Source organism: Tsukamurella pseudospumae, assembly GCF_001575195.1.
In the GTDB taxonomy this organism is placed as follows: domain Bacteria; phylum Actinomycetota; class Actinomycetes; order Mycobacteriales; family Mycobacteriaceae; genus Tsukamurella; species Tsukamurella pseudospumae.
On the sequence record NZ_LSRF01000004.1, the window covers coordinates 1 to 26,791 of the forward strand.

The following is a 26,791-nucleotide window of genomic DNA, read 5'->3' on the forward strand; positions in this document are numbered from 1 at the left end:
GGCGGCCATAGCGAAGGGGAAACGCCCGGCTCCATTCCGAACCCGGAAGCTAAGCCCTTCAGCGCCGATGGTACTGCACTCGTGAGGGTGTGGGAGAGTAGGACACCGCCGGACTAAAATTAGATACAGGACGAGCCCTCGGAGGCCGGTGAGCAGAAATGCCCCCGCCTCCGGGGGTTTCGTCGTATCCGCAGTCCTGTCCACGGGAGGACCCCGTGCCCCGGGAACGGGGCACCGTCGAACCCGTACCGTAAGGTGGAGCCCGTGCGTGTCGTGATTGCCGAATGCCAGGTCGACTACGTGGGCCGGCTCACCGCCCACCTCCCGATGGCCCGCCGGCTGATCCTCGTCAAGGCGGACGGCTCGGTCAGCATCCACGCGGACGATCGTGCCTACAAGCCCCTGAACTGGATGAGCCCGCCCTGCTGGCTGGAGACGGCACCGTCGGACGAGGAGTCCAAGGACGTGCCCGAGGGGCACCAGCTGTGGATCGTGCGCAACAAGGCGGAGGAACAGCTGCGCATCCTGATCGGCGAGATCGAGCACGACAGCAGCCACGATCTGGGCGTGGACCCGGGCCTGGTGAAGGACGGCGTCGAAGCGCACCTCCAGGAGCTGCTGGCCGAGCACACCCAGACCTTCGGCGAGGGCTACACGCTCATCCGCCGCGAGTACATGACGGCCATCGGGCCCGTCGATCTGCTGTGCCGTGACGCGGACGGCGGGACGGTCGCGGTGGAGGTCAAGCGCCGCGCGGAGATCGACGGCGTGGAGCAACTCACCCGCTACCTCGAGCTCCTGAACCGGGATCCGCTCATCGCGCCCGTCACGGGCATCCTCGCAGCGCAGCAGGTGAAGCCGCAGGCGCGGACCCTGGCGGAGGATCGTGGGATCCGCTGCGTCACCGTCGACTACGACGTGTTGCGCGGCACCGAGGACACGTCCTACAAGCTCTTCTGATGGGGCGCAGGCCCGTGTCCCGGAAGCGGGCGGCCGCCCGGGGGGACCACCGTCCGCTCAGCACGGGCGGCTTCGGGTCCCGGATCGAACTGGGCGACGAGGCCTACCAGGTGCGCACCGTCACCGGCAGCGGCGCCGCCAAGGAGTACCGCTGCCCCGGGTGCGATCAGCTGATCCCCGTGGGCACGGCCCACGTGGTCGTGTGGCCGTCCGCGGACATCGGCGGGGTCACCGACCGCCGGCACTGGCACAGTGGCTGCTGGCGCCGCGAGGCCGGCCGGCGGTCGCGCTGATCAGCGCTTGGCGACGGTGTTGATCGCGACCGTGTCGTCGGTGGCCGGCGAGGTCTTGATGGCGACCGTGTCGACGGAGGCGAAGTCGTCGGCACCGAGGACCTTCTCCGCGCGCTGAGCGGCGGTGGGCCCGTCGTCGGTCACGTGGTCGGCCTTCGGCGGCGTGGCGGCCTCGTAGGCGGCCGGTTCGATCCGCTTCTCGACCACCGGCGTCTCGTTGTCACCCGTGGCGAGCGCCTCGGGCACCAGCGAGAGCTGACGGCGCACCGTCTCGAGCTGGTCGAGGATCGACGCGCGCAGCGCCTGCATGTCCTCGGTGATCCGGCGCGCATTGGCGACCTGCGTGGCGATGCGGGTGTTGGTGTCCTCGAGCTTCTGCTCCGCCGTCGCGTTCGCGGTGTTGAGCGTCTGCTCCGACCGCTCGTTGGCCGCGTCGATGCGGTCCTTGGCCTCGGTCTTGGACGCCTCCTCGAGCTCGGTGATCGTGCTGATCGCCTTGTCGCGCCGCATCGACATGGCCATGTCGAAGTCGTCCTGGACGCGCTCGCGGTTCTCCGCGGCCGACCGCGAGAGCTTGTCGGCCTCGGCCTCCGCCTCGGCCTTGATCCGGTCCGCCTCCTCGCGGGCACGGGTCATGGTGGACTCGTGCTCCTGCTCCATGGCCTCCCGGCGCGAGGTCATGTCGGAGCGGATCCGGTCAGCTTCCCGGCGGGTGGTCTCCGCCTCCTGGCGGGCGAGCGAGCGCACCTCGGCGGATTCGTTCTGCGCCGCGGCGCGGATCTCGGAGGCCTCGTCGGACGCGAGGCGCATCATGCGGGCGATCCGGTCGCTCATGCCCTCGGCGCTCGTGGGCGGAACGCTGAGGCGGTCGACCTCGCGGCGGAGGTTGTCGATCTCGTCCTGCGCCTCGTCGAGCAGGTCGGTGAGCTCGCGGGCGTGCGCCGAGGCGGCGTCGCGGTCGGCCGCGAGAACCCGCAGCTCAGCCTGGTAGCGGTGGAACTGCTCGCTGACCTGGTCGCGGTCGTATCCGCGCAGGACCACCGCGAACGGTGCGGGCGCCGGGCCGCCCGCGATGTTGTCCGAATTCGCCATGCTCCGATGGTACGTGGGCGCCCCGTGTGCGCGGCGTCAGCAGTCGCAAAAGGTCCGATTCCCGGGGCCGGTGCCCACCGTCAGGAGGCGGGCTCGACGAGCTCCACGAGGATCCCCCCGGCGTCCTTCGGGTGCAGGAAGTTGATCCGCGACCCGGCGGTGCCGTTGCGGGGGGCGTCGTACAGCAGCCGCACGCCCTGCTCCTGCAGGTGCGCCGTCACCGCCGCCAGATCGCTGACCCGGTACGCGAGCTGCTGCATGCCCGGTCCGTTGCGGTCGAGGAACTTGGCGATGGTCGACTCGGGGGTCAGGGGAGCGAGGACCTGCAGCTGCGCCGCGGTCGACGGTGCGCCGTCGGCAGCCAGGAGGGAGGCGGGGGAGAGCATGCCCTCGCGGACGCCCTGGGCCTCGTTGATCTCCTCGTGGGTGCACACCATGCCGAGCACGCGGGCGTACCACTCGAGCGCCGCGTCGAAATCGGACACGGCGACGCCGACGTGGTCGATGCCCAGGACGTATTCGGCGGGGACGCCGTGGGCGGCGGGGTGCTCGCCGTGGGCGGTGTGATCGGATCCGTGCGATTGGCTCTCTGTCATGCCTCGAATGTAGCTTTGAGGTGGAAGACCCATGCCCACGAGGAGGAACGAAGTGGCTCCGTCCGCATCTCATCAGGATCCCAGCAACGATCCGACGGTCATCGTCGCCGGCGCTCGGACGCCCTTCGGCAAGCTGCTCGGCGCGCTCAAGTCGCAGTCCGGCACCGACCTCGGCGCGGTGGCGATCCGCGGCGCCCTGGACAAGAGCGGTATCGATCCGGAGACGATCGACTACGTGATCATGGGCCAGGTCCTCACCGCGGGCGCGGGACAGATGCCGGCGCGCCAGGCCGCGGTCGCGGGCGGCGTCCCGTGGGACGTGCCCACGCTGACCATCAACAAGATGTGCCTGTCGGGCATCAACGCCATCGCGCTCGCGGACCAGCTGATCCGCGCGGGCGAGTACGAGGTCGTCGTCGCCGGCGGCCAGGAGTCGATGACGCAGGCGCCGCACATCCTCACCGGCAGCCGTGAGGGCCACAAGTACGGCAGCATCGAGATGCTCGACCACACCGCGTACGACGGCCTCCACGACGTCTTCACCGATCAGCCGATGGGTGGACTCACCGAGCAGCTCAACGCCACCGACACCGTCACGTACTCCCGCGAGGAGCAGGACGCGTTCGCCGCCGACTCGCACCGCAAGGCCGCCGAGGCCTGGGCCGCGGGCAAGTTCGCCGACGAGGTCGTCCCCGTCGAGATCCCGCAGCGCCGGGGCGAGCCGATCCGCGTCAGCGAGGACGAGGGCGTGCGCGGCGACACCACTGCCGAGTCGCTCGCCAAGCTGCGTCCGGCCTTCGCCAAGGACGGCAGCATCACCGCCGGCAACGCCTCGCAACTCACCGACGGCGCGGTCGCCGTCGTCGTGATGCGTCGCAGCCGGGCGCAGGAGCTCGGCCTGCCCTACCTCGCCGAGATCGGCGCGCACGGCGTCGTCGCCGGCCCGGACTCGTCGCTGCAGCACCAGCCCTCGAACGCCATCAAGAAGGCCTGTGACAAGCAGGGCATCACGCCGGCGGACCTCGACCTGCTCGAGATCAACGAGGCCTTCGCCGCCGTGGGCCTCGCGTCCACCGCGGACCTGGGCGTCGACGCCGACAAGGTCAACGTCGACGGTGGCGCCATCGCCATCGGCCACCCCCTCGGCGCCTCGGGCGCCCGCATCGTCCTGCACCTCGCCCTGGAGCTCGCCCGCCGCGGCGGCGGCACCGGTGCCGCCGGCCTCTGCGGCGCCGGCGGCCAGGGCGACGCGCTGATCATCACCGTCCCCGCGCAGTAGTCGCTCGCGCAGAACCATTCGCGCAGTAGTCCTCGCGCAGTAAGGAACCCATGAACGAGTCCATCGCGTCCAAGATCGTCGCGGCCTTCAAGGTCGTCGCCTTCCTCGAGGCCCTCACCTGGGTCTGGCTGCTCATCGGCATGTACGGCAAGTGGGTCGGAGGGAACGAGGAGGCCGTGGCCAAGCCCGGCATGACCCACGGCATCGTCTTCATCGTGCTGGTCGTGCTGACCCTCGCGGTGGCGCGGGCCCGCGCGTGGGACGTCAAGACCCTGCTGCTCGGCCTGGTGGCCACTGTGCTTCCGTTCTGCTCGGTGGTCTTCGAGGTGTGGGCGCAGCGCGCCGGCAAGCTCGACGCCCCGGCCACCGCGGCGACGGCGGCGGAGCCCGCCGACGCGATCGGCCGTTAGGTCACCGCGGCTCCGGGGCTGCGGGTACGTTGATTCGCTGACCGAGACGTCAGTCGACCGGAGGACGGGGACATGGTGGACATCCTGGGCGGACTTCCCGGAGGCAGGGCCCTCGAGGCCTCGGTGAACCGCCTGGCGGCCACCGCGCGCAACGGCTTCGAGGTGCTCACACAGGGCGGTCTCGAGACGGGGCAGAAGCCCTCGCAGTACTCGGTGCTGGAGCGCTCTCCGATGTACCGGCTGCGGCGCTACTTCGCGGACCGCGCCCCGGCACCGTCGGCGGACGACCGCCCCGTGATCCTGCTGGTCCCGCCGATGATGGTCGACGCCAACGTCTTCGACGTCACCGAGCACAACGGCGCGGTCTCGGTGCTGCACCGCGCCGGCCTCGATCCGTGGGTCATCGACTTCGGCTCGCCGGACCGCGAGGAGGGCGGGCTCGAGCGCAACCTCGCCGACCACGTCGTGGCGATCTCCCGCGCGATCGACCAGATCGCGGCGTTCCGCGGCCGCGACGTGCACATCGGCGGCTACTCGCAGGGCGGCATGTTCTGCTACCAGGTCGCGGCCTACCGGCGGTCGCGGTCGATCGCCAGCCTCGTCACCTTCGGCAGCCCCGTCGACATCTCGGCCGGGCTGCCCCTGGGCGCCCCGCCCGCGCTGGTGAACAAGGGCGCCGAGTTCGTCGCCGACCACGTCTTCAACCGCTTCTACCTGCCGAGCTGGATGGTCCAGCGCGGTTTCGAGATGCTCAACCCCGTGAAGGCCGTCCGCTCGCGGATCGACTTCGTGCGGCAGCTGCACGACCGCTCGGCCCTGTTGCCGCGCGAGGACCAGCGGCGCTTCCTCGAGGCCGACGGCTGGGTCGCCTACTCCGGCCCCGCGGTCGCCGACCTGCTCAAGCAGTTCGTCGTCCACAACCGCATGCTCACCGGCGGTTTCGCGATCGACGGTGACGCGGTCTCGCTGGCGTCCATCACCAGCCCGGTGCTCGCCTTCGTGGGCCTGTCGGATCAGATCGGCCGGCCCAGCGCGGTGCGCGGCATCCTGCAGGCCGCCCCGAAGGCGACGGTGTACGAGGCGCAGGTCTCCGCGGGGCACTTCGGCCTCGTCGTCGGCAGCTCGGCGGGCGCCGTCACCTATCCGACGGTGTCGCAGTGGATCCTCTGGCAGGAGGGGCGCGGCCCCGAGCCCGAGAACATCGTCGCCATGCAGCCCGACGACGACCGCGACGCCGGCGTGAATCCGTTGGTGGCGGGCGTCGGCGGGCTCGCGACCGTCGGCTTCGTGGCGGCGCGCGACCTGCTCGACGCGGCCTCCGCGACCGCCGCGGGCGCGACGGCGGTGGCCCGCGAGGTCACCCGCGGCCTGCCGAAGCTGGCGCGCCTGGGGCAGCTGCAGGCGCACACGCAGGTCTCGCTCGGCAAGCTCCTGGCGGAGCAGGCCGCGAGCGACCCGCACGGCGAGCTGTTCCTCTACGAGGACCGGGTGCACACCAAGCACGCGGTCAACGAGCGCATCGACCGCGTGGTCAGCGGCCTGCTGCAGGTCGGGGTGCGGCAGGGCGAGCACGTGGGCGTGCTCATGCACACCCGCCCCTCGGCGCTGGTCGTCATGGCGGCGCTGTCGCGGCTCGGCGCCGTGGTGGTGCTGCTCCCTCCGGGCACCGACTACGCGGCCGCGCTGCGTCTCGGCGAGGCGACCTCGGTCATCACCGATCCCGAGCACGCGGAGGAGGCCGTCGCGGTCGCCGAGCGCGTCTTCGTCGTCGGCGGTGGTGACCGCCGCGACCGTCCGGGGGCGGCGCGGCAGGACCTGGACGCCGAGCTCGTCGACCTCGAGCAGGTCGACCCCGACAACGTGCGGATCCCGCGCTGGTACCGGCCGGACGCGGGCCTGGGGCGCGACCTCGCGTTCGTGATGTTCTCCGAGGTCGGCGGCAGGCTCCGCGCCAAGCGGGTCACGAACGGTCGGTGGGCGCTGTCCGCGTTCGGCACCGCGTCGGCGACGCGGCTCTCGCAGAGCGACACCGTCTACTGCCTGACCCCGCTCAGCCACAGCTCCGGGCTCATGACGAGCCTCGGCGGCGCCCTGGCCGGCGGCTCGCGCATCGCGCTGACCCGCGACTTCGACCCGGACCGGTTCATGGTCGAGGTGCAACGGTACGGCGTGACCGTGGTCTGTTACACCTGGAACCTCATGCGGGCGGTGCTCGACGATCCGCGCCTCGAGGTCCCGCGCTACCACCCCGTCCGCGCGTTCATCGGCTCCGGCATGTCGGCCGAGCTCTCCCGCCGGGTCGGCGAGGCGTTCAGCGCGCAGGTGGTCGAGTTCTACGCCTCGACCGAGGGCGAGATCGTGCTCGCCAAGGTCCGCGGCGGCAAGCCGGGCGCGAAGGGCCGCAGCCTGCCCGGCAGCGCCGAGGTGGCGCTCGTCGACTACTACTTCGACACCGGACGGTTCGTCGAGAACGGCGACGGCTTCCTGCAGGAGGTCCAGCAGGGCGAGGTGGGCGTGCTCATCGGCCGCGCGGATCCGGACACCACCCACCGGGACGTGCTGCTGCGCGGCGTCTTCCGGCCGGGCGACGCGTGGTTCTCGACGGGCCACCTGTTCCGCCAGGACGAGGACGGGGACTTCTGGCTCGTCGACGACGTCCGCACGGTCGCGGTCACCGAGCGCGGCCCGGTCTACTCGATCCCCGTCACCGACGTCCTCGAGCAGCTCGGCCAGGTCGAACAGGCCGTTGCGTACCAGGTCCCGGGCGAGCAGCCCGACGGTCCGCCCCGCGTCGTCGCCGCGGTCACGCTCCGCGACGACGCCACCCTCACCGCCGACGACATCACCGACACCTTCGCGGGCCGCCACGGCCAGTACCCGGATGCGGTGCACGTGGTCGACGACGTGCCGCTCACCAGCTGGTACCGGCCCCGGCGCGGCGCTCTGGCCGCCCGCGGGATGCCCGCGCCCGGCCCCACGTCGTGGCGGTTCGACGTGGACCTGCAGCGCTACGTCTGATTCCGGGGGCCGTGCCAAGATGGAGTGGTGACTACACCGCGCGCCCCTCGTGGCGCTTCCAGGCAGGACCAGGAGCGGGCGCTCCGCACCGCCGCGGCGATGGCGGGGGCGGTCGACCTCTCGGGCCTCAAGGCCCGCGCGGAGGCGAAGGCCGCGCAGCAGGCCGGGCCCGCACCGTCGGCCCCGGCGACGCAGGCCGACGGTGCGCCCGGGCCCGGCATCGTCGACGTGACGGACCAGAGCTTCCCCGTCGACGTGATCGACCGGTCTGCCGGCTCGCTGGTCGTGGTGCTGTTGTCGGCGTCCTACAGCGAGCAGTCGCAGGCGATGTCGGCGGTGCTGGAGAAGCTCGTCGCCGCGGACGGCGGCCGGTGGACGCTCGCCCGGGTCGATGTCGACGGTGCGCCCGGCGTGGCGCAGGCCTTCGGCGCGCAGTCGGTGCCGATGGTGATCGCGGTGGCCGGGGGTCGCGCGGTGACCGCGTTCGCCGGCGCGCAGCCGGAGGCGGCGGCGCGGCAGTGGCTCGACGACGTCCTGGCCCAGCTCCCGCCGGAGTTCGGCGGCGCCGGTGGCACGGGCGCGGGGGAGGCACCGTCGGACCCGCGGCGCGAGGCGGCGGAACAGCTCGCGGCCGACGGCGATTACGACGGCGCCCGCGCCGCCTACGAGGCGATCCTGCACGCGGACCCGGGCGATGCGGATGCGTCGGCCGCGGCGAAGCAGATGGCCTTCTTCGCACGGGCCACTCGCGGCGAGCCGGGTGCGATCGAGCGGGCGGACGCCGCGACGGGCGCCACCGGCGCGGAAGCGGTGGAGCTCGCGCTCGCCGCGGCCGACGAGGAGCTGCTGGCGGGCACGCCGGCGCGCGCCTTCGGTCGACTGATCACCGCGATCCGAACCACCTTCGGTGACGACCGCACCGCACTGCGCACCCGCCTGCTCGAGCTCTTCGACCTGTTCGACCCGGCGGATCCCGCCGTGCTGGAGGCCCGCCGGGGCCTGGCGGCCGCGCTGTTCTAAAGGGCTTCGGCGGCGTCCGGGGAGCCCGCACGCCGTGGGTTTGCGATACTTACCCCCGTGTCTGACTTCAGCATGTCCCGTCGCTCGATGCTGACGGGGATCGGCGGCCTCGCCCTCGCTGGCGCTCTCGCGGCGTGCGGCGGTAACACCGGCCGCGGTGGTGGTGCCGCGGGCGACCTGCGGGCCTGGTTCCACCAGTACGGCGAGAAGGGCGCGCCCGAAGCGCTCGCCCGCTACGCGTCCGAGTACCCCGGCGGCGGGGTCCGGGTCAGCTCGTTCCCCGGCGACTACGACCAGAAGATCTCCTCGGCGCTGGTGAGCGGCGACGGCCCGGACGTCTTCGAGTCCGCCAACGGCCCCACGATCGACATGATCACGTCGGGTCGGGTCGCGGACCTGACCGACGTGCTGGGCGACGCGCGCTCGGACTTCACGCCGGCGCTGCTGGACCGGATGACCCACGGAGGCCGCGTCTACGGGATCCCGCAGGTCACGGACATGCAGCTGCTGGTGTACCGGCGGTCGATGCTCGAGCAGGCCGGCGTCGTGCCGCCCCGGACGCTCGACGAACTGGTGTCGGCGGCGCGGGCGCTCAACAAGGGCACCACCAAGGGCCTGTTCCTGGGGAACACCGGCGGCGCGGACGTGCTCGGCGGTGTGCTGCTGTGGTCGTCGGGCCACGACTACCTCACTCCCGAGCGCAAGCCGGGCTTCGTCGACGAGGAGGTCGCGGCGGGCCTGCGGACCATGCGCGCGCTGTTCACCTCGGGCGACCTGTTGCTGGGCGCGCCGCAGGACTGGTCCGATCCCGGGGCGTTCATCGCGGGCCAGACCGCGATGCAGTGGACGGGGCTGTGGGCGTTGCCCGCGATCACGGCGGCGCTGGGCGACGATGTCGGCGTCCGGGCCTTCCCCGCGATCGGCGCGAACGGCGGCACCAGCGTGCCCTTCGGCGCGTACGGTGCGGCGGTGAACGCGAAGGGCGATGTCGCACGGGCGAAGAAGTTCGTGCAGTGGCTGTGGGTCGAGCGCACGGACCTGCAGCTGGACTGGGCGCAGAGTTACGGATTGCACGTCCCGGCGCGGCGCTCGTTGCTGCCGCGCGCCACCAAGCTGGCGACCGGGTTGTACAGCGAGGCGGCCGATCTCGTGAACACCGTGGGCCATCCCCAGACGCCGCTGCTGTGGACGTCGCGCTGTGCCGCCGCGTATCGGGACGCGCTCGACCGGATCATCCGGGGCGGCGCCGATCCCATGACCGAGCTGCGGGGCGTCGCGACGGTGGTCGAGAAGGAACTCGAGCGGTTCCCGAGCTGATGCGCGCGCTCTCGGCACGGCCCGAGAGGGGCGGGTGGCGCGACTCGCCGCACCTGTGGTTCTGGGTGCTGGCGGGGCCCTTCCTCGCGGGACTGGCGATGTTCGTCGTCGTCCCCATCGGGTGGAGCGTGTGGCTGAGTCTGTTCGAGGCCCGCAACACGGTGACCCCGACGCATTTCGTCGGACTGGACAACTACCGCGCCATGCTGGGCGACCGGGCCTTCCGCTCGAGTCTGGTCACGTTCGTGGTGTTCGCCGTGATCGTCGTCCCGCTGACCTTCGCCGGCTCGCTCGCGCTGGCGGTCCTGGTGAACGGGGTGCGGCTGTTCCAGCGCTTCTTCCGATCGGTCTTCTTCCTGCCGATGGCGTGCAGTTATGTTGCGGCGTCGCTGATCTGGCGCGGGGCGATCTTTCCGGGCGTGCCCACGGGCGTGGCGAACACGGCGCTGCGCGCGGTGGGGCTCGAGCCGGTCGCGTGGCTGTCGGTGGTGCACCCGCCCTGGTACTGGCTGGTGTTGGTGACGGTGCGCCTGTGGCTGCAGTTGGGCTTCTACATGATCCTGTTCCTCGCGGCGCTGCAGCGGGTGCCGCGGCATCTGTACGAGGCCGCCGCGCTCGACGGTGCGTCCGGCTGGACCACCTTCACCCGGATCACCTTCCCGCAGCTGCGCGCGGTGTCCGTCGCGGTGCTGCTGCTGGCCACCGTGAACGCCTTCCAGGCCTTCGACGAGTTCTACGGCGTCATGGCCACCGCGCAGGGGTACCCGCCGTACGCGCGGCCGCCGCTGGTCTACCTGTACTACGTGGCCGTCGGCAACGGTCAGGACTTCGGCAGCGGCGGTGCGGGCGGGGTGATCCTGACGGTGCTGATCGCCCTGTTCGCCCTGCTCCAGGGCAGGCTGACGGGGTTGCTCGGGCGGAGGGACCCCCGATGACCGTGTCCCGCGTCGCCCGCTACCTGATCCTGACCGGACTCGCAGTGCTCTTCCTGGTGCCCCTGTACCTGCTGGTCCGCGGCGCCCTCGGCACGTCGATGGACGTCGCGACGGGGTCGTGGGGGCTCCGGGCGCCCGTCTGGGGCAACTTGCGGGAGGTCTTCTCCGACGATGCCCGGCCGCTCGGCCGCGCGCTGCTCAACTCGACGGTCGTCGCGCTGCTCCAGACGCTCGGGACGGTTGCGCTGGCCCTGCCCGCTGGGTACGCCTTCGCGCGGATCCGGGTCCCGTACGCGGGGGCGGTGTTCGGGGTGGTGCTGGCGACGCTGCTGGTGCCCGCCGCGGTCACCTTCGTGCCGACCTTCGTCATGGTCTCCTCGCTCGGCTGGGTGTCGTCGCTGCAGGGGCTGGTGGTGCCCGGGTTGTTCCAGGCCACGGCGGTGTTCCTGTTCCGGCAGCACTTCCTGGGGTTCCCCCGGGAGCTCGAGGAGGCCGCCGTACTCGACGGTGCAGGCCCCGCCCGGATCCTCCTGCGCGTCGCCCTGCCGGGCGCGGGCGCGGTGACGGCCGCGGTCGCCACGATCACCTTCGTCGGCAGTTGGAACGCGTTCCTGTGGCCGCTGGTGATCGGCCAGGATCCGCAGTCCTGGACCGTGCAGCTGGTGCTGTCGAGCTACATCACCGCGCAGTCCGTGAACGTGCCCGCGATGTTCGCGGCCGCGCTGGTATCGATCGCCCCGCTCCTGGCGTTCTTCCTGGTAGCGCAGCGATGGATAGCGGCGGGCGTGGAGCGCAGCGGCATCTCCGGGTGACCCGGGTCACCGTCGGTCCCGGTGCGCCGAGCGAGACACGTGCGTGCGGAAAACCAGCAGATGTGCTGGATCGAGGTCGCTGTTGCGCTTAGTCTGAACCGGTTCTGTCCGGCCCCGGTGGTCGGGCGAGAGGAGACGACGATGTCTGTGACCGCGCATCGCGGCGTGAGTGCCCAGTCGGCGCTCGCGATCGCGGGAGCCAAGCTGCTGCTGCGGCCCCTGATCGCCCTGTACCCCGTGCGGTCCTGGACCTTCGGCGTGCCCGCGCTGGGCGAGCGGCTGGCGAACCTCATCGGGTGGATGCCCGACGATGTCGAGATCGACAGGATGGAGCTCGCCGGCGTACAGGTCGAGCGGCTCGTGCCCACCGCGGGTGACCTGCGCACCGACGTCGCGATCTGCTACTACCACGGCGGCGCCTTCCTCGCGGGCGGCCCCGCGACGCACCGTCGGGTCGCGGCCGCGCTGGCCCGGTCCCTGGGCGTCACCGTCTACAACGTCGACTACCGCCAGCTGCCCGACGTGGGCATCGGCACGTCCGTCGAGGACGGCTACCGGGTGTACCGCGCCGTCGTCGACTCGGGCCGGTACCGCCAGGTGGCGGTCGGCGGCGATTCCGCGGGCGGTTACATCTCCGCGAAGGTCCTCGAGCTGGCCTACTTGGACGCAGCGCCGGCCCCGGCGGCCTACTTCGGCTTCTCTCCGCTGCTCACGCCCACCGTCGAGGACGGTGACCCGCGCTACGACATCGACGACGCCTACCTCACGGCCGGCAAGCTGCGCGGCCTGCGGGAGTTCTTCGACCGCGGCCCCGTCGATCCGCGCGGTCACGACGACGCCACGGAGATCAGCCCCGCCGCGTTCCCGCCGGCGCTGGTGATCGCCTGTACGGACGAAATGCTCCGCGTCGACGCCGAGCGTCTGCACGCCCGCCTCGACGGCGCCGGCAAACTCTGTGACCTGCACCTCTACGAGGGCGGCGTGCACGCCTTCCCCGTGCTCGCCGGCGTGACGCCGGAGAGCGAGCAGGCCGTGCAGATCACGGCGCTGTTCCTCGAGGCCGCGTTCGACGCGCGCCTGCAGCACCGCGCGGCGTAGCGGGGCCGTCTGCGGCGTGTCGGCATAGGCTGGAGCCATGCTGCTGCCGCACACCGTGACCCCCGTCCCGCCCGGCTCCGACGGTGAGCCGGCCGTCACCGTCGGGGGCAGGACGCTGACGCGGACCGAGCTGATCGGCGCCACCACCGCCGTCGCCGAGCGGCTGAACGGCCTCGGCGTGCGCGGCCCCGTCGCGGTGTGGGCCGAGCCGACGCTCGCCACCGTCATCGCCATCGTCGGCGGGCTGCGTGCCGGCGTCCCCGTCGTGCCCGTCCCGCCCGATTCCGGCAGCGCCGAGATCGCGCACGTCCTCACCGATTCCGCCGCCCAGGCCTGGCTGGGCGCGACGCCCGAGGATCCGCACGGGCTGCCCGCGGTCCCGGTCCGCGAGCACGCCCGCGGCTGGCACGCTCTGCCGGAGCCGCCGGCCCGCGCGACCGCGCTGATCATGTACACCTCGGGCACGACCGGCGCCCCGAAGGGCGTCCCGATCCGCCGCGAGGCGATCGCGACGTGCATCGACGGTCTCGCCGATGCCTGGAACTGGACGGCGAACGACACGCTCGCGCACGGCCTTCCGCTGTTCCACGTGCACGGACTCATCCTCGGCGTGTTGGGGCCGCTGCGCGTGGGCAGCCCGCTGGTGCACACGGGCAGGCCCACGCCGGAGGCCTACGCGGCGGCGGGCGGCACGATGTACTTCGGCGTCCCCACCGTGTGGTCGCGGATCGCCCGCGATCCGGAATCCGCTGCGGCGCTGCGTGCTGCGCGCCTGCTGATCTCCGGTAGCGCGCCGCTGCCCGCGCCCGTCTTCGAGAAGATCCGCGAGCTCACGGGCCACGAGATCGTCGAGCGGTACGGGATGACGGAGACGCTCATCACCGTGAGTGCGCGTGCCGATGGAGAGCGCCGCCCGGGCTGGGTCGGCCTGCCGATCACGGGGGTCGAGTCGCGCCTTCGGACCGAGGCGGGGGAGGACGTGCCGCACGACGGCGAGTCCATCGGCGCGCTGCAGATCCGCGGCCCGATGGTCGGCACGCAGTACCTGAACCGGCCCGAGGCCACGGCCGAATCCTGGGTCGGCGACGGCTGGTTCGACACCGGCGACGTCGCCGTGATCGACGCGGGCGGCTTCCACCGCATCGTGGGTCGCGCCTCCACGGACCTCATCAAGACCGGCGGCTTCCGGGTCGGCGCGGGCGAGATCGAGGCGGCGCTGCTGGGGCACGCCGACGTGCGGGAGGCGGCCGTCGTCGGACTGCCGGACGAGGATCTGGGGCAGCGCCTCGTCGCCTTCGTCGTCCCCGACGGTGCCCCGCCCGCCGACCCCGCTGCCGCAGCGGACGCGCTCATCGCGTTCGTGGGCGAGACGCTCAGCAAGCACAAGCGGCCCCGCGAGATCCGCTTCGTCGACGACCTCCCGCGCAACCCGATGGGCAAGGTGCAGAAGAAGCTCCTCCTGGGCTGACCTGCGGTGGCGCCCGAAACCTGTGATCGGTAGCGGCTCGACGGCGATGTGATGTTCCCAGCGCCGCACCACCGAGGTGCGGCAGAGGAAAGGACATCGCCATGAACCGCTCGCTGATCGCCGCCGTCACCGTCCTCGCCGCGGGCTCCTTCGCGCTCACGGCCTGCGGCGGCTCGGACGCCGAGCCGAAGGCCACCACCGGCGGCGACGCCGCGGTGAAGGTCGACGGCAAGGACCTGCCCGGTCTCGATCTCGGATCGGTCACCTGCGTCAAGTCCGGCGGTCGGATCACCATCGGGAGTGCTGCCATCGGCGGCCAGCAGGGTGTCGGCATCGTGCTCTCGGACGCGACCCCGCCCAAGGTCGAGTCCCTCGGCATCGTCTTCGACGGGACCGCGCTCGCGGTCGCGCCGGGCGCCGGCAAGGCGGACGTCAAGGTCGACGGATCGCGGTACACCGTCACGGGTGAGGCGCAGGGCGCCAGCATGAGCAATCCGGCGGCGGGCCTGGTCACGAAGAGCTTCGAGGTGGCCGTCACCTGCAAGTGATCTCAGTGGGGGAGGGACGTGGGCGGCGTTCCGGCCGGCGCGGGCGACCACGCGGTCGTGAACGCCGCCCACAGGAGGGGGCTGTAGCGGGGATCGCCGGTATCGGTCCACTGCCGGCGCCGGCTCCGTTGCCAATCACCCAGCGCGGCTATCGGATCGGGCGCCCGGTGCGCCGCGTCGACCGCCAAGACCGCGTCGGCGAGCATGCCCTCGGCGTCGTTCGCGAGCGAGGGCGCGAACCGGGCGAAGCCCGCGTCGGTCGGCAGGGTCCACCGAGTGGCGGTCACGTACTCCGCGCCGCGGTGGGTGAACGCGGACACCAGGCCGGTCGGCTCGGCGAACCGCAGGTCGCCGCCCGAGTCGCAGGCCACGAGCGCCACCCGGTTCGGCGCGACCAGCAGCGCGGAACCCGGTGCGCCGAGCGCGATATCCGCCGCGGAGAGCGGGCGATGCCCGCCGACGGGCGTGGCCCTACCGGGAACCGTGGCGGAATCGGCGAGGTGCAGTCGCGCGTCCAGGGCGTGCGTCGAAGCAGTCACGTGGCCCACGTACAGAACGCGTGCGGCGCCGTCGAGGAGGCGCGCGAACTCGTCCCGCCCGACGTCGCCCCTGCGGAACGCGGCGGCCGGTTCCGCAGCCGCGGGCCGCAGCCGATCGCCCAGGCGCGAGACGAGCTCGGCGAGGGGCGATCCGGGCGGCACCGTCCCGAGCACGCTCCCGAGCTCGCCGCCCGCCGGGAACCCCGGCACCGCCGGATCGAGCACGGCGACCACGGCACCGTCGGGGTCCCAGGTCGAGACCGTGCGGAGCGGGTCGTTGCGCAGCGACGCCGGGAGCAGCACCGACACGTCGAGCGAGTCGACGGTGCGCTCGCGCCCCGACGTGCCCAGCGACTCCCACGGCACCTGTGCCGTGCTCGGCGACGGCTGGATCCGCAGGTGGGGGCGGTGGTCCGCTGCCTCCAGGGCGTTGAGTTCGAGGCCGAGCCACTGGGGGATCAGCGCCCGGGTGAGCGCGTCCGCGAGCCGCTGCTCGCGGTCCGGATCCAGGAGGGCTCCGCCGCCGAGCGCGCGTCGGAGGGCGTCGTGGCCACTCTCGCCGGAGAGCGGGTTCGGCACTGCCGCAGCCAGTTCGAGCAGTGCCGGCGTGACCGCATCGCGCGGGATCACGCTCATTCGCGGAGCGGTGAGCTGGTGGTTCCATACCCAGTCCAGGTACAGGTCGCCCGCGTCGACCAGGCGCAGCCGGGCGGTCGGACGCGCCGCACCGAGGTCGCGGAGCACCTCGGTGCCGTCCACGCGCGGGGTGGTCGACGCGACCGGCCCGTCCCGCCAGCCCGTCACCAGGACACCACCGACCCGGCGGAGCGCACCCGCACGCCGTACACCGCCTCGGCGTGTTCGATCCACCCGGCGAGCGCCGGTGGGGCCCCGGGGAACGCCACCACGCGCGGCGGCGCGGCGAAGCGAAGGAGCGGGCCGTCGCCGTCGCCCAGGGCGAATCCGGCGGCCGCGGCGGGGAGTTCGTCGTCGGGCCAGGCGAGGCCGGGCTCGTCGCCGTCCCACTCCTCGAGGGCCGACGGTACCGATGCCCCGACCGCGTCGACGCGCAGCGTCGCGGAGGCGGACGCGTTCTCGATGAGATCGTGCAGCAGCTCGGACCGGCCCAGGGTGGCCGCGAGGCGGAAGGCCAGTTCGCGCGACGGAGCGGTGACCACGCCCGCCCACCGCTCGCGCGCCGGCCCCGCGGGGAAGTCCTCGCGCAGGGCCTCGGTGGTCAGGTGCACGGGGACGGCGAGGCGCAGGGCGGTCTCGAGCAGCTCGATCCGCGCGGCCGGGTCGTCGGTCTCGGCGGACTGCTCCGCGAAGGCCTCGGCGCGCCGCAGGTCGACCCGACAGCGCTCGTGCACCGACCGGGTGAGCTCCCGGGCACGGCGGTACGCGGCCTGCGCGTCGTCGAACCGACCCAGCGCGGACAGGGCGTCGCCGAGGAAGCCGTTCGCCTCCCGCTCCTCGTGCACGGCCCCGACGGCGGCCAGGTCGTCGATCAGCGTGCGCAGGGCCTTCACGGCCCGGCCCGCGCGGCCGCGGCGCAGCTCGATCGCGGCGGATCCGGTGCGGCAGGCCGCGAGGCGCGCCGTCAGGCCGGCTTCACGGGCCATGGCCGCGGCTCTGCGGAACAGTTCCGCGGCCTCGTCGTCGCGGTCGTCCTGGAACGCGGCGCGGGCCAGGTTCTCGGTCACGAGCTGACGGGAGGCGGTATCGGCGTCGTCGCCGTGCAGCTGTGCGGCGAGCCGGAGGTACTCCTCGGCGGACCCTTCGCCTGTCGCCTGCGCGATCGCCGCGAGGTTCGCGTACGCGTGCGCCGCCAGCGCCGGCGTCACGACGACCGCCGCGGCGACGGTCCGCCTGGCCTCCTGCGCGGCCTCGTGGAGCCTCCCCAGCGTGATGAACAGGCCGGTCCGCACGTTGTGCAGCGACGCTGTCAGCAGCTCGTCCTGGTCGGCGGGCCTCCCGGCGTCCCGGAGCGCCGCCAGGTCGTGTTCGACGGCGTCGACCTCCGCGAGTGCCTCGTCGGCGCGGTCCAGCGCCAGCAGTGTCTGGGACCGCGACAACCGGCCGTTGAGGGCGACGGTGCGCGTCGCCCGCTCGTCGCCGATCAGTGCGAGCGCGGCGTCGGCGCATGCGAGCGCCTCGTCGGAGAGGCGGAGGGCGTCGGCCGGCGCTCCCCGCCCTTCGCGGATCGCCGCCAGGTTGAGCAGGGCCCGCGCGCGCAGGTCGAGGGCCTCGCCGTCGCGATCGTGCCCGCGGGTCCGGGCGACCGCCTCCTCCAGCCGGGCGACGGCCCCGGCCGCATCGCCGCCGTGCATCCGCGCGGCACCGTCGTTGTTGAGGTCCCGCACCGGTCGCCACCGCGGTGATGCGGGCACCCGGCCCCGGATCGCCGCGGTGTCGTCACCCGTCGCGCTGCCGGGGACGGTCATCGGGCGCCCCCTCCGGCGACCCGCTCCGCCGCGGTCCACGGATCCGCCAGCCGCGTCGCGGCGAAGGCGAGGACGGCGGCCCGCTCGTCGGCGGGCTCCGGGTCGGGCGCGGCCGACGCCATCCGCGCATCGTGCACGCGGAGCACGCGCTCCTCCGCCCGGAGCCGCAGCAGCGCCGGCGGGGCAGGGGTCTCGCCCCGGTACGCGAGACCGTCGTACTCCGCTGTGACGGTGACGGGCTCGGGCCCGAAGCGGGCGATCAACCGCGCACCGCGGCCGACCGCGGGAACGGCGATGCGCAGGACCTGCGCGCCCTCGTGCTGGACGAGCTCCCATGTGGCCGGCGCGTCGGCCGCGACGGTCTGCGCGGGTACACCCGCCCACGCCACCGGCGTCGCGCCGCTCGCCACCGTGATCCCCGGAGGTGCGCCGGCGGCCCCGTGACCGGCGGCGAGCGCCCAGTCCTCCTGCCGGGCGTCGACGGCGACTGCGGCGATCCCGTTGTCCTCCAGTAGATCACGGAGCCGGGCGGCGAGCACACCGTCGGCTTCCTCGGCGGCGCGAACGGCGTGGCGGGCCCCGTCGAGCGCGTACTCGACGGCGTCCGGGTCGTCGAGCAGATACTCGAGTTCCGCGGTGCGGAAGGCGGTCTCGGCGGCGAGCAGGTCGCTGGACAGGGCGGGCAGCGCGAGCCCGGCGGGCCACCACGCGCCGCACCAGGCGAGGTGGGCCAGCCGTCGCACGGCCCCGACGGCGGCGCTCGCCGCGGGGCGGACCAGACGTGCTGCGGCCGACAGCGCCCCCTCGGTGACCATCGGGCCGTACACCTCCGGCAGCCACTCGAGGGCGGCGGCGTGGTCGTGGATCAGCGCGTCCGGCAGGGGCTCGTCCCGGTCGATCCGCCACACCAGGAGGGCGCCGCGCGCCTCGACGACAGCGGCCAGGTGCGGCGGTACGGGCGCGGGAGTGGCTTCGGTCGACTCGAGGTGGTCGCCGCGGACGATGAGGTTCACGCCGACTCCGATCGCTCGTCGGTGAGCGCCCGCCGCAAGCGGTGCCGCTGGTCCATGATGACCGAGCGGAGCACGCCGTCGAGCACGTCCCAGGCGTCGGCGACCTCCGGACCGCGCTCGCGGATCTCGCGCCCGTGCAACCGGGCCCACAGGCGGCGCAGGTAGTTCCGGTGCACGTCCTCGATGTCCGCGCGAACGGCGGCGGGCACGCCGCCGGCGCCGGCGGGCAGGCGTTGGGCGCGGCGCACGTACGCCTCCCGTTCCCAGCGCGCCCGGAGGCGGGCCTGCGCGGCACCGGGATCGGCGGGCGCCACGGGCTCGAGCCCGCGCGCCAGCTCCGCGCCGAGCAGCATCAGCACCCGGCTCTCCTCGTGCGCAAGCTGCCACGCCCCCGCGGAGCGGGCGATCTCGTCGTCCACGAGATCGGCGGCCTCCGTGTACACCTCGCGGTTGGAGCCCGAGGACAGGTCGGCGAACAGTCGCTCGTACACCGACCGGTCGAACGGGCGGGGCAGGTCGCGCTTCGCGGCGGTCCCCCCGACCGCGGGCGGTGCGGGCCGGTCGTGCGTCGTGAGGCCGAGCGCACGCGCGGCACCGTCGTCCTCGAGCCGCCGCGCTGCGGCGGACCCGTCGCGCCCCTCGACCAGGGCCCCGAGCGCGCCCGCCTCGCCGGCGGCCATCGCGTCGAGGGCGCCGCGCACCCGTTCCGCGTCGACGACGCCCCCGAGTGCGGGGCGCTCCGCCCACGCCGCGCGCACCGCGCGCCCCAGCGCATCCGTCACGGCCCGGTCGGAGAGGAGCGAACGCACCTGCGCGAGCAGGGATTCGTCGGCGGTGCGGTGCACGTCCAGGACCGCGTCCTCGGCGATCGCGGCTCCGTCCGCGGTGGGGTGCCCGTGCACGGTCGCGAGCTCGAAGCAGCGTTGGAAGTAGAGGTCCTGCGGGTTGCCCGCGGTGACGGCGAGCGCGCGGCGGGCCCGTTTGAGCGCGAGGAACCACGCGGCGGTCGCGGCGAGCACGTCCTCGGCGGCGCGCAGCCGATCCGCGAGTGCGCCACCCTGCTCGGGCTCGAGCATGCCGCCGGAGAGGGTGGGGTTCTGCACCGGCCGGACGATCAGTGGGTCGACGATCAGCTTCAGCGTGCGGGCCGTGGGCCGGCCCGCCGGGTTGCTGAGCGGCGCCACGGCGTCGCCGAACTCCCGCCACACCGCGGCGACGACGGTGGCCCGCGCAACCCGCCCCGGCGCGGTGTCCGGGGCGGCCGGGGACGCCGGTCGGGGTGCCATGCACCCACCCTATCGGCGCGCCGGGGCCGCCGAGTCGAGGATGAAGTCGTTCAGGCGGCGAGTGGCCGGGGCCACCGCGGACGTCGCCCTGGCCAGGGCGATCGCCCGGCGGTGCTCGCCCGCCAACGGCACCTCCACCACGTCCGACGGTGCGCGGTCGTCGTGGGGGAGCAGGGCCACGCCCAGGCCTCGCGCGACGAGCTCGCGGATCGTCGCGAATTCGGTGACCTCGACGGCGATGTCGGGTGTGAAACCGGCCGCGGCGCACCACTGCTCGGTGGCGGACCGCAGGTGGTAGCTCGCCGGGTTGGCGATGAAGGTCTCGGCGCGCAACCGCGCCAGGGGGATCCTTTGGGCGTGCGCCAGGCTGTGGCCGCGGGGCAGCGCCACCTGGATCTCCTGCGACCCGATGATCGTGTGCGGCAGCCGGTCCGGCGGCGGGATCGTCACGGCCAGGTCGAGCGATCCGGTCTCGAGATCGCGCACGAGCTCGGAGCCGTGGGCCTGCTTGAGTGTCACGGTGATCCCCGGATGCGCCCGCCGGAACGCGGCCAGTAGGTCTGGGACGAGCCCGGCGCCCATGGTCAGCGGGAACCCGAACCGGACGATGCCGTGCTCGCCGTCGGTCTCGCCGACCACCGCGTCGATCGCGATCTCCAGTTCGCGCAGCGGATCCCGGACCCGGCGCGCGAGCTCCTCCCCGGCTTCGGTGAGCCGTACCGTGCGCCCGGCGTGGATCAGTAGGGGTGTCCCGAGGTCGTTCTCCAGCGCGTGGATGCGCCGGCTCATCGAGGACTGCGGGATCCCGAGCGCGGTCGCGGCGTGGGTCATGTGTCCGTCGTGCGCCGCGAGCTCGGCGAGTGCCTGGAGCTGTGGGGCGAACAGGCTCAGCCATCGATCCATCTTCGGATCATATCGCCGCAATACTTCATTGGACGGATGAGTGGCGGGCGATCGATGCTGGAGCGGTACCCGATCACGCGGTACCGCCCACCGTTTTCAGGAGGATCCGATGGTCACCCACTCCACCCGGGGATTCGACGCCGATGTCGTGCTGATCGGCGGCGGCATCATGTCCGCGACGCTCGGCGCGATGCTCGCCGAGTACAGGCCCGACCTGCGGATCGTGCTGCTCGAGCGCGCCGATGCCCTCGCCGCGGAGAGCAGCGGCCCGTGGAACAACGCGGGCACCGGGCACACCGGCTTCTGCGAGCTCAACTACATGCCCGATCCCGCCGACGGCACGAAGCCGATCGCCATGGCCGAGCAGTTCGGCCGGACCCGTGCCTGGTGGGACGGACTCGTCGCGGCGGGCCGGCTCGACGGTGGCTTCCTGCACGCGACCCCGCACCTGGACGTCGTGTTCGGCGAACGCGACATGTCCTACCTGCGGCAACGGTACGAGACCCTGCGCACGCACCCGGCCTTCGCTGCGATGGAGTACACGGAGAACCCCGAAACGATCCGGCAGTGGGCGCCGCAGGTGATGGAGGGCCGCGGTCCCGACTCCATGTGGGGCCGCATGGCGGCCACGCGGCACCCCGGCGGCACCGACGTCGACTTCGGCGCCCTGACCCGCGGACTCACGACGATCATCACCGACACGGGCGGCGAGGTCCGGTTCGGGCACGAGGTGACGCGCCTGCGCCGCACCCTCGCGGGCTGGACGGTGCGCGGCCGCGGCCCCGACGGCCGGTTCGAGATCCGCGCCCGCCGCGTCTTCGTGGGTGCCGGCGGCAAGGCGCTGCGGCTCCTGCAGAGCGCGCGGGTCCCGGAGGTGCGGGGCTACGCGGTGCTCCCCGTCGGGGCCGCGTTCCTGCGCTGCTCGGACCCCGACGTCGCACGCCGCCTCGACGGCAAGGTGTACGGGCAGGCCGCGATCGGCGCGCCGCCCATGTCCGTCCCGCATCTGGACCGCCGCTACGTCGACGGTGCCGACCACCTCATGTTCGGCCCGTACGCCACGTTCAGCACGAAGCTGCTCAAGCGGGGGAGCATCGCCGATTTCTTCACCACGCTGCGGCCCGGCAACCTGCACGTGATCGCTGCGGCGATGGCCCAGAACCTGTCGCTGGTGCGGTATCTGGTCACGGAGCTGGCCGCCGGGAAGCGGAAGAAGTTCGCCCAGCTCCAGCGGTACTACCCGGACGCCGATCCGGCGCAGTGGGAGCTCATCGCCGCCGGGCAGCGCGCGCAGCTCGTCACCCCCGACCGCCGCCGCGTCGGCGTGCTCCAGCAGGGCACCGAGCTGGTGACCGGAGCCGACGGCACCATCGCCGGCCTCCTCGGCGCCTCACCCGGCGCCAGCACTGCGGTCCCGATCATGCAGGACCTGCTCGCGCGCTGGGGATTCGACGCGGATCAGGAGGGCGCGGCCGCGAGTGGGCCGTTCGCGAACGGGCCGACCGCGAACGCCGCCCGCACCGACGCCGGAACCTCGCCGTCGGCTCCCGGCGAGGGCTCGATCGCGGTGTAGCCGGTGCGGACCGGCAGCACGCCCGACCAGCCGCCCTCGCTCGCGGACGCGCCGCCGATCCGGCGTTTGGCGATCCAGTTGTCCGCCGTGATCGGCAGCGTGAGGACCAGCGTGGCGGCGAGCTCCTTACGGCTGTTGGCCCGCAGCTCCGCGCTCCGCCCGGGGAGAAGCCCGTCGACGAACCGATCGAGAAGCTCCGCGGCGTCCACGGCTTCGGTCGTGAGGATCCCGCGCACCACCGCGGACCGGTAGTTCATCGAGTGGGCGAAGGCGGTGTCGGCCACGACGAGCCCGTCCACGTGGGTCACGCTCAGCGTGGCCGGGGCGCCCGCCGCGACCCGGCGCAGCGCGCCCGCGCCGGTCGAGCCGTGCAGGACGATGCGGTCGTCGACGCGGACGTAGGCGAGGGGTACCGACCAGGGCAGTCCGTCGACCACCGTCGACAGGACGGCGACCAGGCCGTCGTCGAGCACCTCGTCGAGCAGGGCGCGGTCGCCGCCGCGGTCGGGGTAGCGGGTGAGTGTGTCCATGACACCGATCCTGGCACCAATACCGGTGTCCTGTCGCTGCCAGTTTCTGCCGAAACAGGTCACCAGTATTCTTCAGTGATGCCCCGGCCTCCCGCTCGGATCCCCGACCTGTGGCCGTCGCCGCTGCCGCCGCGCGACGACGGCCGGAGCGCTCCCCAGGCGATCGTCGATCTCGTACTCGACGCCCTCGACCGCGCGACGCTGCACCCGGGCGATCGTCTGCCCTCGTCGCGTGCCCTGGCCGTGCATCTGGAGGTTCCGCGGGGCGTGGTCACCGTCGCCTACGACACCCTCGCGGCGATGGGTGTGGCCCGCACGGTGCCGGGGAGCGGAACGACGATCGCGGACGGATCGGACGGTCTCGCGCACGCTCTGCTGTCCACGGTCCCGACGGTGCTGCCGCCCCCGCCACCGGCGCGGCCGGTGATCAGCCTCGAGCCCGGTCTGCCGGACGTCGCGCTCATCGACGAGCGGCGGTGGCGTCGCTCGTGGCGGCACGCCACTCGGCTCACCGCTCCCGCCGACCTCGACGCGCGGATCGCCGAGCTCCGACTGGTGCTTGCGGCCCAGCTGCGCCGGAGCCGTGCCGTGGTGTGCGCACCGTCGGACATCCGCCTGTTCCCCGGGGTGAACCCCGCGCTCCGCTCGATCGCCGACTGGTTCGGTGCGCCGATCGCGATGGAGGACCCCGGGTACCGGCGGGCGTTCGACGCCTTCCGGGCCACGGGCAATCAGGTCGTGTCGGTCCCCGTCGACGAGGAGGGACTCGTCGTCGACCGCCTCCCCGATCGACGCTGCCTGGTGTACGTCACGCCGGCGCACCAGTACCCGACGGGCGTGCGGATGTCGATGTCGCGCAGGCTCGCTCTGCTGCGGTGGGCCCGTGCGACGGGCGGCCTCGTGGTGGAGGACGACTACGACGGCGAGTTCTCCTACGACGTGGCTCCGCTGCCGGCGCTGCACCGCCTCGACCCGGAGTCGGTGGTCTACATCGGCACCGCGTCGAAGGCGCTCAGCCCGCTGCTGCGGATCGCCTGGACCGTTCTCCCGGAACGGTGTCGCGAACTCCCCAACGCCGGGAACGGATCCGGTGCGGGCGTGGACGGCACCGCGGCGACGATGCTCGCGCATTTCATCTCCTCCGGCGGGTGGGACAACCACATCGCGCGGGCCAGCCGGACCTACGGCGCGCGCCGGGCCGCGGTGCAGCGCGCGCTCGCGCTGCACGTTCCGGACGCGCACGTGATCGGCGTCGAGGCGGGCCTGCACCTCACCCTCGACCTCGGCTCGCCCGATGCGCTGGCCACAGTGCTCGACAACCTCGAGGTCCACGGCTACCGGGCGAGCACCGTCGCCGCGCACGCGCTGCAGGGCTCGGATCTCGGTGGCACGCGCCCCGAGGACTCCGGGCCCCGGGAGGACGCTGGTCTGCTGGTGTCCTACGCCTTGATCCCGGAGACGCGCGCGGACACCGTCATCCGGCTCCTCGCCCCGCGGTAGCCGCGGTAGCCGCGGAGCGAAGCGCGCGCGAGGGGCGGCACGGTCAGAAGGGCGGTGGTTCGTCGTCGGGCGGTGGGAGCGACGCGGGTGTTGTGCCGGCGAGGGCCGCGTCGAGGCGTCGTTCGACGGTGCTGACCGTGCCGGGGTGTGCGCGGCGTTCGAGTTCCTCGAGGTTCCGATCGCGGATCCGTTCGCGCCGTTCGTGTTCGCGTTGCAGCCGGGTGGGACCGCCGGGGCTCCGGGGCTTCGACGGTGCCGCCGGCGGACTCGTCCACGTGATGCGGGTCAGGTCGGGGAACAGGCCCAGGATCGTGCCCGACGGGTCGACGACGACCCGCCGACCGTTCGGTCCCGTCCACAGGATGCGGCCGTCGGGCAGGTGGGCGTCGACCCAGATCCCCGCCGTTTTCAGCTGATGGTGGGGCAGGCACAAGGGCTGTCCGTTGTCGGCGGTGCTGGCTCCGCCGCGCTCGGGGTCGGCGTGGTCGTATTCGCGCCTGTGGTCGATCTGGCAGCGCGACGCCGGCCGCGTGCACATCGGGAACACGCAGCGGGGGAACAGGATGTGGAAGTACCGCTTCAGATCCGCCGAGAACCGGTACCCCGTGCTGCCCTGCGCGATCACCAGCGCCCGAGGGCTCAGTGCTCGCGGGGAGTGAGTCGGTGTGGGGCGAGTGTGCGGCCGCCGGGCAGCGGCCGTGGCCGCTGCGTCACGGGTGTCTGCTGCAGTGTCCGAGGCTGCTGAGTCCAGGGTGTGCGCCGCACCGTCCGTGTCCGTGGCACCCGCTCCGTTCGCCGGGGCGCCCGCGTGGCGGCAGCGCGCCGCGAGCAGGATCCCCACCGGACGACGGCGCACCAGATCGATGCCGGACCACCGGTACACCGAGACCGGCTCCGGCGCAGCCGATTCGGCGGGGGTGTTCGCTGCTGGATCGGCTGCGGGATCGGGCGTCGGCTGGGGTGCGGTGGGGGAGTCGTCGACTTCCTGGCCGAAGGGGCGGATCACGGCGTCGTCACGCAGGCTGATCTCGCGGGCCTGCTCGGCCGTGATCGGGCCGTGGCCGATGAGGTATGCGGCGTCGGTATCCGCCGGGTCGGCGAGGGTCTTCTCGTTGATGATCACGTGCACGAGGGTGCGGTACCGGATGACGACGCGCGCACCGTCGGAATCCTCTTGGCCCTCACGCCGGATCGGGGCGAAGCGGCACACGGGGACGGCGCATCGGCACCCCAGCGTCGTGAAGCCGCGGAACAGCATGACGAACGCATCGGCCCGCCGCTGCGACGCCGTGCGCGGATCGCAGTCGCACGCGGTCTCCGCGACCTCGTCGACCCGGGACTCGAGCTCCCGGATCTCGTGTGCGGTGAGCAGTGCGTACGCCATCGCCATACCGTCGTCCGCGGGCCGCACAGTGAACGTGCGATCCTCCTCGGCCTGCTTGCGCCGCCGCTCCGCCGCCGCGGGGTCGATGTCGTGCACGATCCGGTCCGCGGCTTCCCGCAACGCCGGGATCGCGGTCAGCTGCTCCGCGCAGGCCGTGAGCACCGTGGCGAGGCGTTCGTCGAACTCGAGCGCCTGCGCCGTCGACAGTGCGCGGCACCGGCTCAGCGCCTCCTGCCCGCCGCGCGCGGAGATCACGTTCGCGTCGACGAGCGCGAACACCCGCGGCAGCCGTTCGACGAAACCGATCGCCTGGTCGATCGCCGTCTCCGCCGCGGTGGGGCCGAGACGCAGGGCGACCATCACCTCCGCCTTGAGCGCCGAGTACGCCAGCGACAGCTCCTGCCGGCGTGCGTAGAAGTCCGCCCCCTGCTCGATGTCCGATGACAGGAACGCCGACTCGCGCTCGCCGTACCGGTCGCGGAACAGCGCGTACGTCGCCGTCATCGTTCGGCAGAAGGCGCGGTTCTCGACCCGACGCTGCTCGTCCAGCATCTCTCCGAGCTTCGCCGAGGGGACGACGGCAGCGACCAACCGCGGAGGCAGCAGTGCCTCCGGCAGGTTCGCCAACGCCGTCGTGTGATCCACGTCTCAATAGTACACCCGTTCGAGACAAGTCGCAATGGTGAGATCGCATCCAATCGCGGCGGGGTGAGAGCGCGCGTGGTCGGCGATGCGGAGCGAGTTGCCCCTGCAAAACTCCGTCGGATCGCGAC

Annotated in this window: 23 protein-coding genes and 1 rRNA gene; 15 read left to right on the forward strand and 9 right to left on the reverse strand. The window is 73.0% G+C overall.

The window, feature by feature from the left end; translation table 11 throughout:
* The 3 genes from rrf to AXK60_RS05075 all read left to right on the forward strand — a co-directional run.
* Positions 1-114 (forward strand): 5S ribosomal RNA (rrf, locus tag AXK60_RS05065); the annotation flags it as partial.
* A 150-nt stretch (positions 115-264) separates the two neighbouring features.
* Positions 265-960, forward strand: a complete 696-nt coding sequence (nucS, locus tag AXK60_RS05070; RefSeq protein ID WP_175399934.1) for an endonuclease NucS — start codon at positions 265-267, stop codon at positions 958-960.
* Positions 960-1,253 (forward strand): hypothetical protein, encoded by a 294-nt coding sequence (locus AXK60_RS05075; RefSeq protein ID WP_068744030.1) that lies wholly within the window; start codon positions 960-962, stop codon positions 1,251-1,253. Before nucS ends, AXK60_RS05075 begins: the two co-directional genes overlap by 1 nt.
* On the opposite strand, the gene AXK60_RS05080 is transcribed toward AXK60_RS05075, so the two are convergent.
* A complete protein-coding gene (locus AXK60_RS05080; protein WP_068570025.1) occupies positions 1,254-2,345 on the reverse strand; it encodes a coiled-coil domain-containing protein in 1,092 nt (363 codons plus the stop codon).
* An 80-nt stretch (positions 2,346-2,425) separates the two neighbouring features.
* Positions 2,426-2,941, reverse strand: coding sequence for a methylmalonyl-CoA epimerase (gene mce / locus AXK60_RS05085; protein ID WP_082777818.1), 516 nt, complete (start codon positions 2,939-2,941; stop codon positions 2,426-2,428).
* 52 nt (positions 2,942-2,993) lie between these two features.
* Here mce and AXK60_RS05090 point away from each other — a divergent pair, with 52 nt between their 5' ends.
* From AXK60_RS05090 to AXK60_RS05135, 10 genes are all read left to right on the forward strand, one after another.
* Positions 2,994-4,220, forward strand: coding sequence for an acetyl-CoA C-acetyltransferase (locus AXK60_RS05090; protein WP_244881033.1), 1,227 nt, complete (start codon positions 2,994-2,996; stop codon positions 4,218-4,220).
* A 50-nt stretch (positions 4,221-4,270) separates the two neighbouring features.
* Entirely contained in the window at positions 4,271-4,630 is a 360-nt protein-coding gene (locus AXK60_RS05095; protein WP_068570027.1) for a DUF3817 domain-containing protein, read from the forward strand.
* Between the two features lie 72 nt (positions 4,631-4,702).
* The gene (locus AXK60_RS05100; protein WP_068570028.1) at positions 4,703-7,648 is read left to right on the forward strand and encodes an AMP-binding protein; all 2,946 of its coding nucleotides are present in this window, start codon (positions 4,703-4,705) and stop codon (positions 7,646-7,648) included.
* A gap of 27 nt (positions 7,649-7,675) precedes the next feature.
* Positions 7,676-8,668 (forward strand): tetratricopeptide repeat protein, encoded by a 993-nt coding sequence (locus AXK60_RS05105; protein ID WP_244881034.1) that lies wholly within the window; start codon positions 7,676-7,678, stop codon positions 8,666-8,668.
* Between the two features lie 57 nt (positions 8,669-8,725).
* Positions 8,726-9,985, forward strand: coding sequence for an ABC transporter substrate-binding protein (locus AXK60_RS05110; RefSeq protein WP_244881035.1), 1,260 nt, complete (start codon positions 8,726-8,728; stop codon positions 9,983-9,985).
* Positions 9,985-10,920, forward strand: a complete 936-nt coding sequence (locus AXK60_RS05115) for a carbohydrate ABC transporter permease (RefSeq protein WP_068570031.1) — start codon at positions 9,985-9,987, stop codon at positions 10,918-10,920. The genes AXK60_RS05110 and AXK60_RS05115 overlap by 1 nt, the downstream gene beginning before the upstream one ends.
* The gene (locus tag AXK60_RS05120) at positions 10,917-11,732 is read left to right on the forward strand and encodes a carbohydrate ABC transporter permease (RefSeq protein ID WP_068570032.1); all 816 of its coding nucleotides are present in this window, start codon (positions 10,917-10,919) and stop codon (positions 11,730-11,732) included. Before AXK60_RS05115 ends, AXK60_RS05120 begins: the two co-directional genes overlap by 4 nt.
* A 141-nt stretch (positions 11,733-11,873) precedes the next feature.
* A complete protein-coding gene (locus tag AXK60_RS05125) occupies positions 11,874-12,830 on the forward strand; it encodes an alpha/beta hydrolase (protein ID WP_068570051.1) in 957 nt (318 codons plus the stop codon).
* A gap of 37 nt (positions 12,831-12,867) precedes the next feature.
* Positions 12,868-14,298 carry an acyl-CoA synthetase gene (locus tag AXK60_RS05130; protein WP_082777820.1) on the forward strand — a complete coding sequence of 477 codons (1,431 nt, stop codon included), beginning with the start codon at positions 12,868-12,870 and terminating at the stop codon, positions 14,296-14,298.
* A 101-nt stretch (positions 14,299-14,399) separates the two neighbouring features.
* Complete coding sequence (locus AXK60_RS05135; protein WP_068570033.1) at positions 14,400-14,846, forward strand: lipoprotein LpqH; 447 nt, start codon at positions 14,400-14,402, stop codon at positions 14,844-14,846.
* A gap of 2 nt (positions 14,847-14,848) precedes the next feature.
* Here the strand turns inward: AXK60_RS05135 and AXK60_RS05140 are convergent, their stop codons facing one another.
* From AXK60_RS05140 to AXK60_RS05160, 5 genes are read right to left on the reverse strand one after another with little or no spacing between them, the layout of a single operon-like run.
* Positions 14,849-16,189: a CHAT domain-containing protein gene (locus AXK60_RS05140; protein ID WP_068570034.1), complete on the reverse strand. Its 1,341-nt coding sequence runs from the start codon at positions 16,187-16,189 to the stop codon at positions 14,849-14,851.
* Entirely contained in the window at positions 16,186-17,829 is a 1,644-nt protein-coding gene (locus tag AXK60_RS05145; protein ID WP_068570035.1) for a tetratricopeptide repeat protein, read from the reverse strand. Before AXK60_RS05145 ends, AXK60_RS05140 begins: the two co-directional genes overlap by 4 nt.
* A complete protein-coding gene (locus tag AXK60_RS05150; RefSeq protein ID WP_068570036.1) occupies positions 17,826-18,842 on the reverse strand; it encodes a hypothetical protein in 1,017 nt (338 codons plus the stop codon). The genes AXK60_RS05145 and AXK60_RS05150 overlap by 4 nt, the downstream gene beginning before the upstream one ends.
* The gene (locus tag AXK60_RS05155) at positions 18,839-20,128 is read right to left on the reverse strand and encodes a hypothetical protein (protein WP_068982492.1); all 1,290 of its coding nucleotides are present in this window, start codon (positions 20,126-20,128) and stop codon (positions 18,839-18,841) included. The genes AXK60_RS05150 and AXK60_RS05155 overlap by 4 nt, the downstream gene beginning before the upstream one ends.
* Positions 20,129-20,137: 9 nt before the next feature.
* The gene (locus AXK60_RS05160) at positions 20,138-21,031 is read right to left on the reverse strand and encodes a LysR substrate-binding domain-containing protein (RefSeq protein WP_068570037.1); all 894 of its coding nucleotides are present in this window, start codon (positions 21,029-21,031) and stop codon (positions 20,138-20,140) included.
* 109 nt (positions 21,032-21,140) lie between these two features.
* Between AXK60_RS05160 and AXK60_RS25575 the strand changes: the two genes are divergently transcribed.
* On the forward strand, positions 21,141-22,604 hold the full coding sequence (locus AXK60_RS25575; RefSeq protein ID WP_082777821.1) for a malate:quinone oxidoreductase: 1,464 nt from the start codon (positions 21,141-21,143) through the stop codon (positions 22,602-22,604).
* Here AXK60_RS25575 and AXK60_RS05165 read toward each other — a convergent pair.
* A complete protein-coding gene (locus tag AXK60_RS05165) occupies positions 22,490-23,134 on the reverse strand; it encodes a pyridoxamine 5'-phosphate oxidase family protein (RefSeq protein ID WP_068570038.1) in 645 nt (214 codons plus the stop codon). The genes AXK60_RS25575 and AXK60_RS05165 overlap by 115 nt on opposite strands.
* Before the next feature lie 78 nt (positions 23,135-23,212).
* Between AXK60_RS05165 and AXK60_RS26180 the strand changes: the two genes are divergently transcribed.
* Entirely contained in the window at positions 23,213-24,634 is a 1,422-nt protein-coding gene (locus AXK60_RS26180) for an aminotransferase-like domain-containing protein (RefSeq protein WP_068570039.1), read from the forward strand.
* A gap of 43 nt (positions 24,635-24,677) precedes the next feature.
* On the opposite strand, the gene AXK60_RS05175 is transcribed toward AXK60_RS26180, so the two are convergent.
* On the reverse strand, positions 24,678-26,663 hold the full coding sequence (locus AXK60_RS05175) for an HNH endonuclease signature motif containing protein (RefSeq protein ID WP_068570040.1): 1,986 nt from the start codon (positions 26,661-26,663) through the stop codon (positions 24,678-24,680).
* Positions 26,664-26,791: the final 128 nt, after the last annotated feature.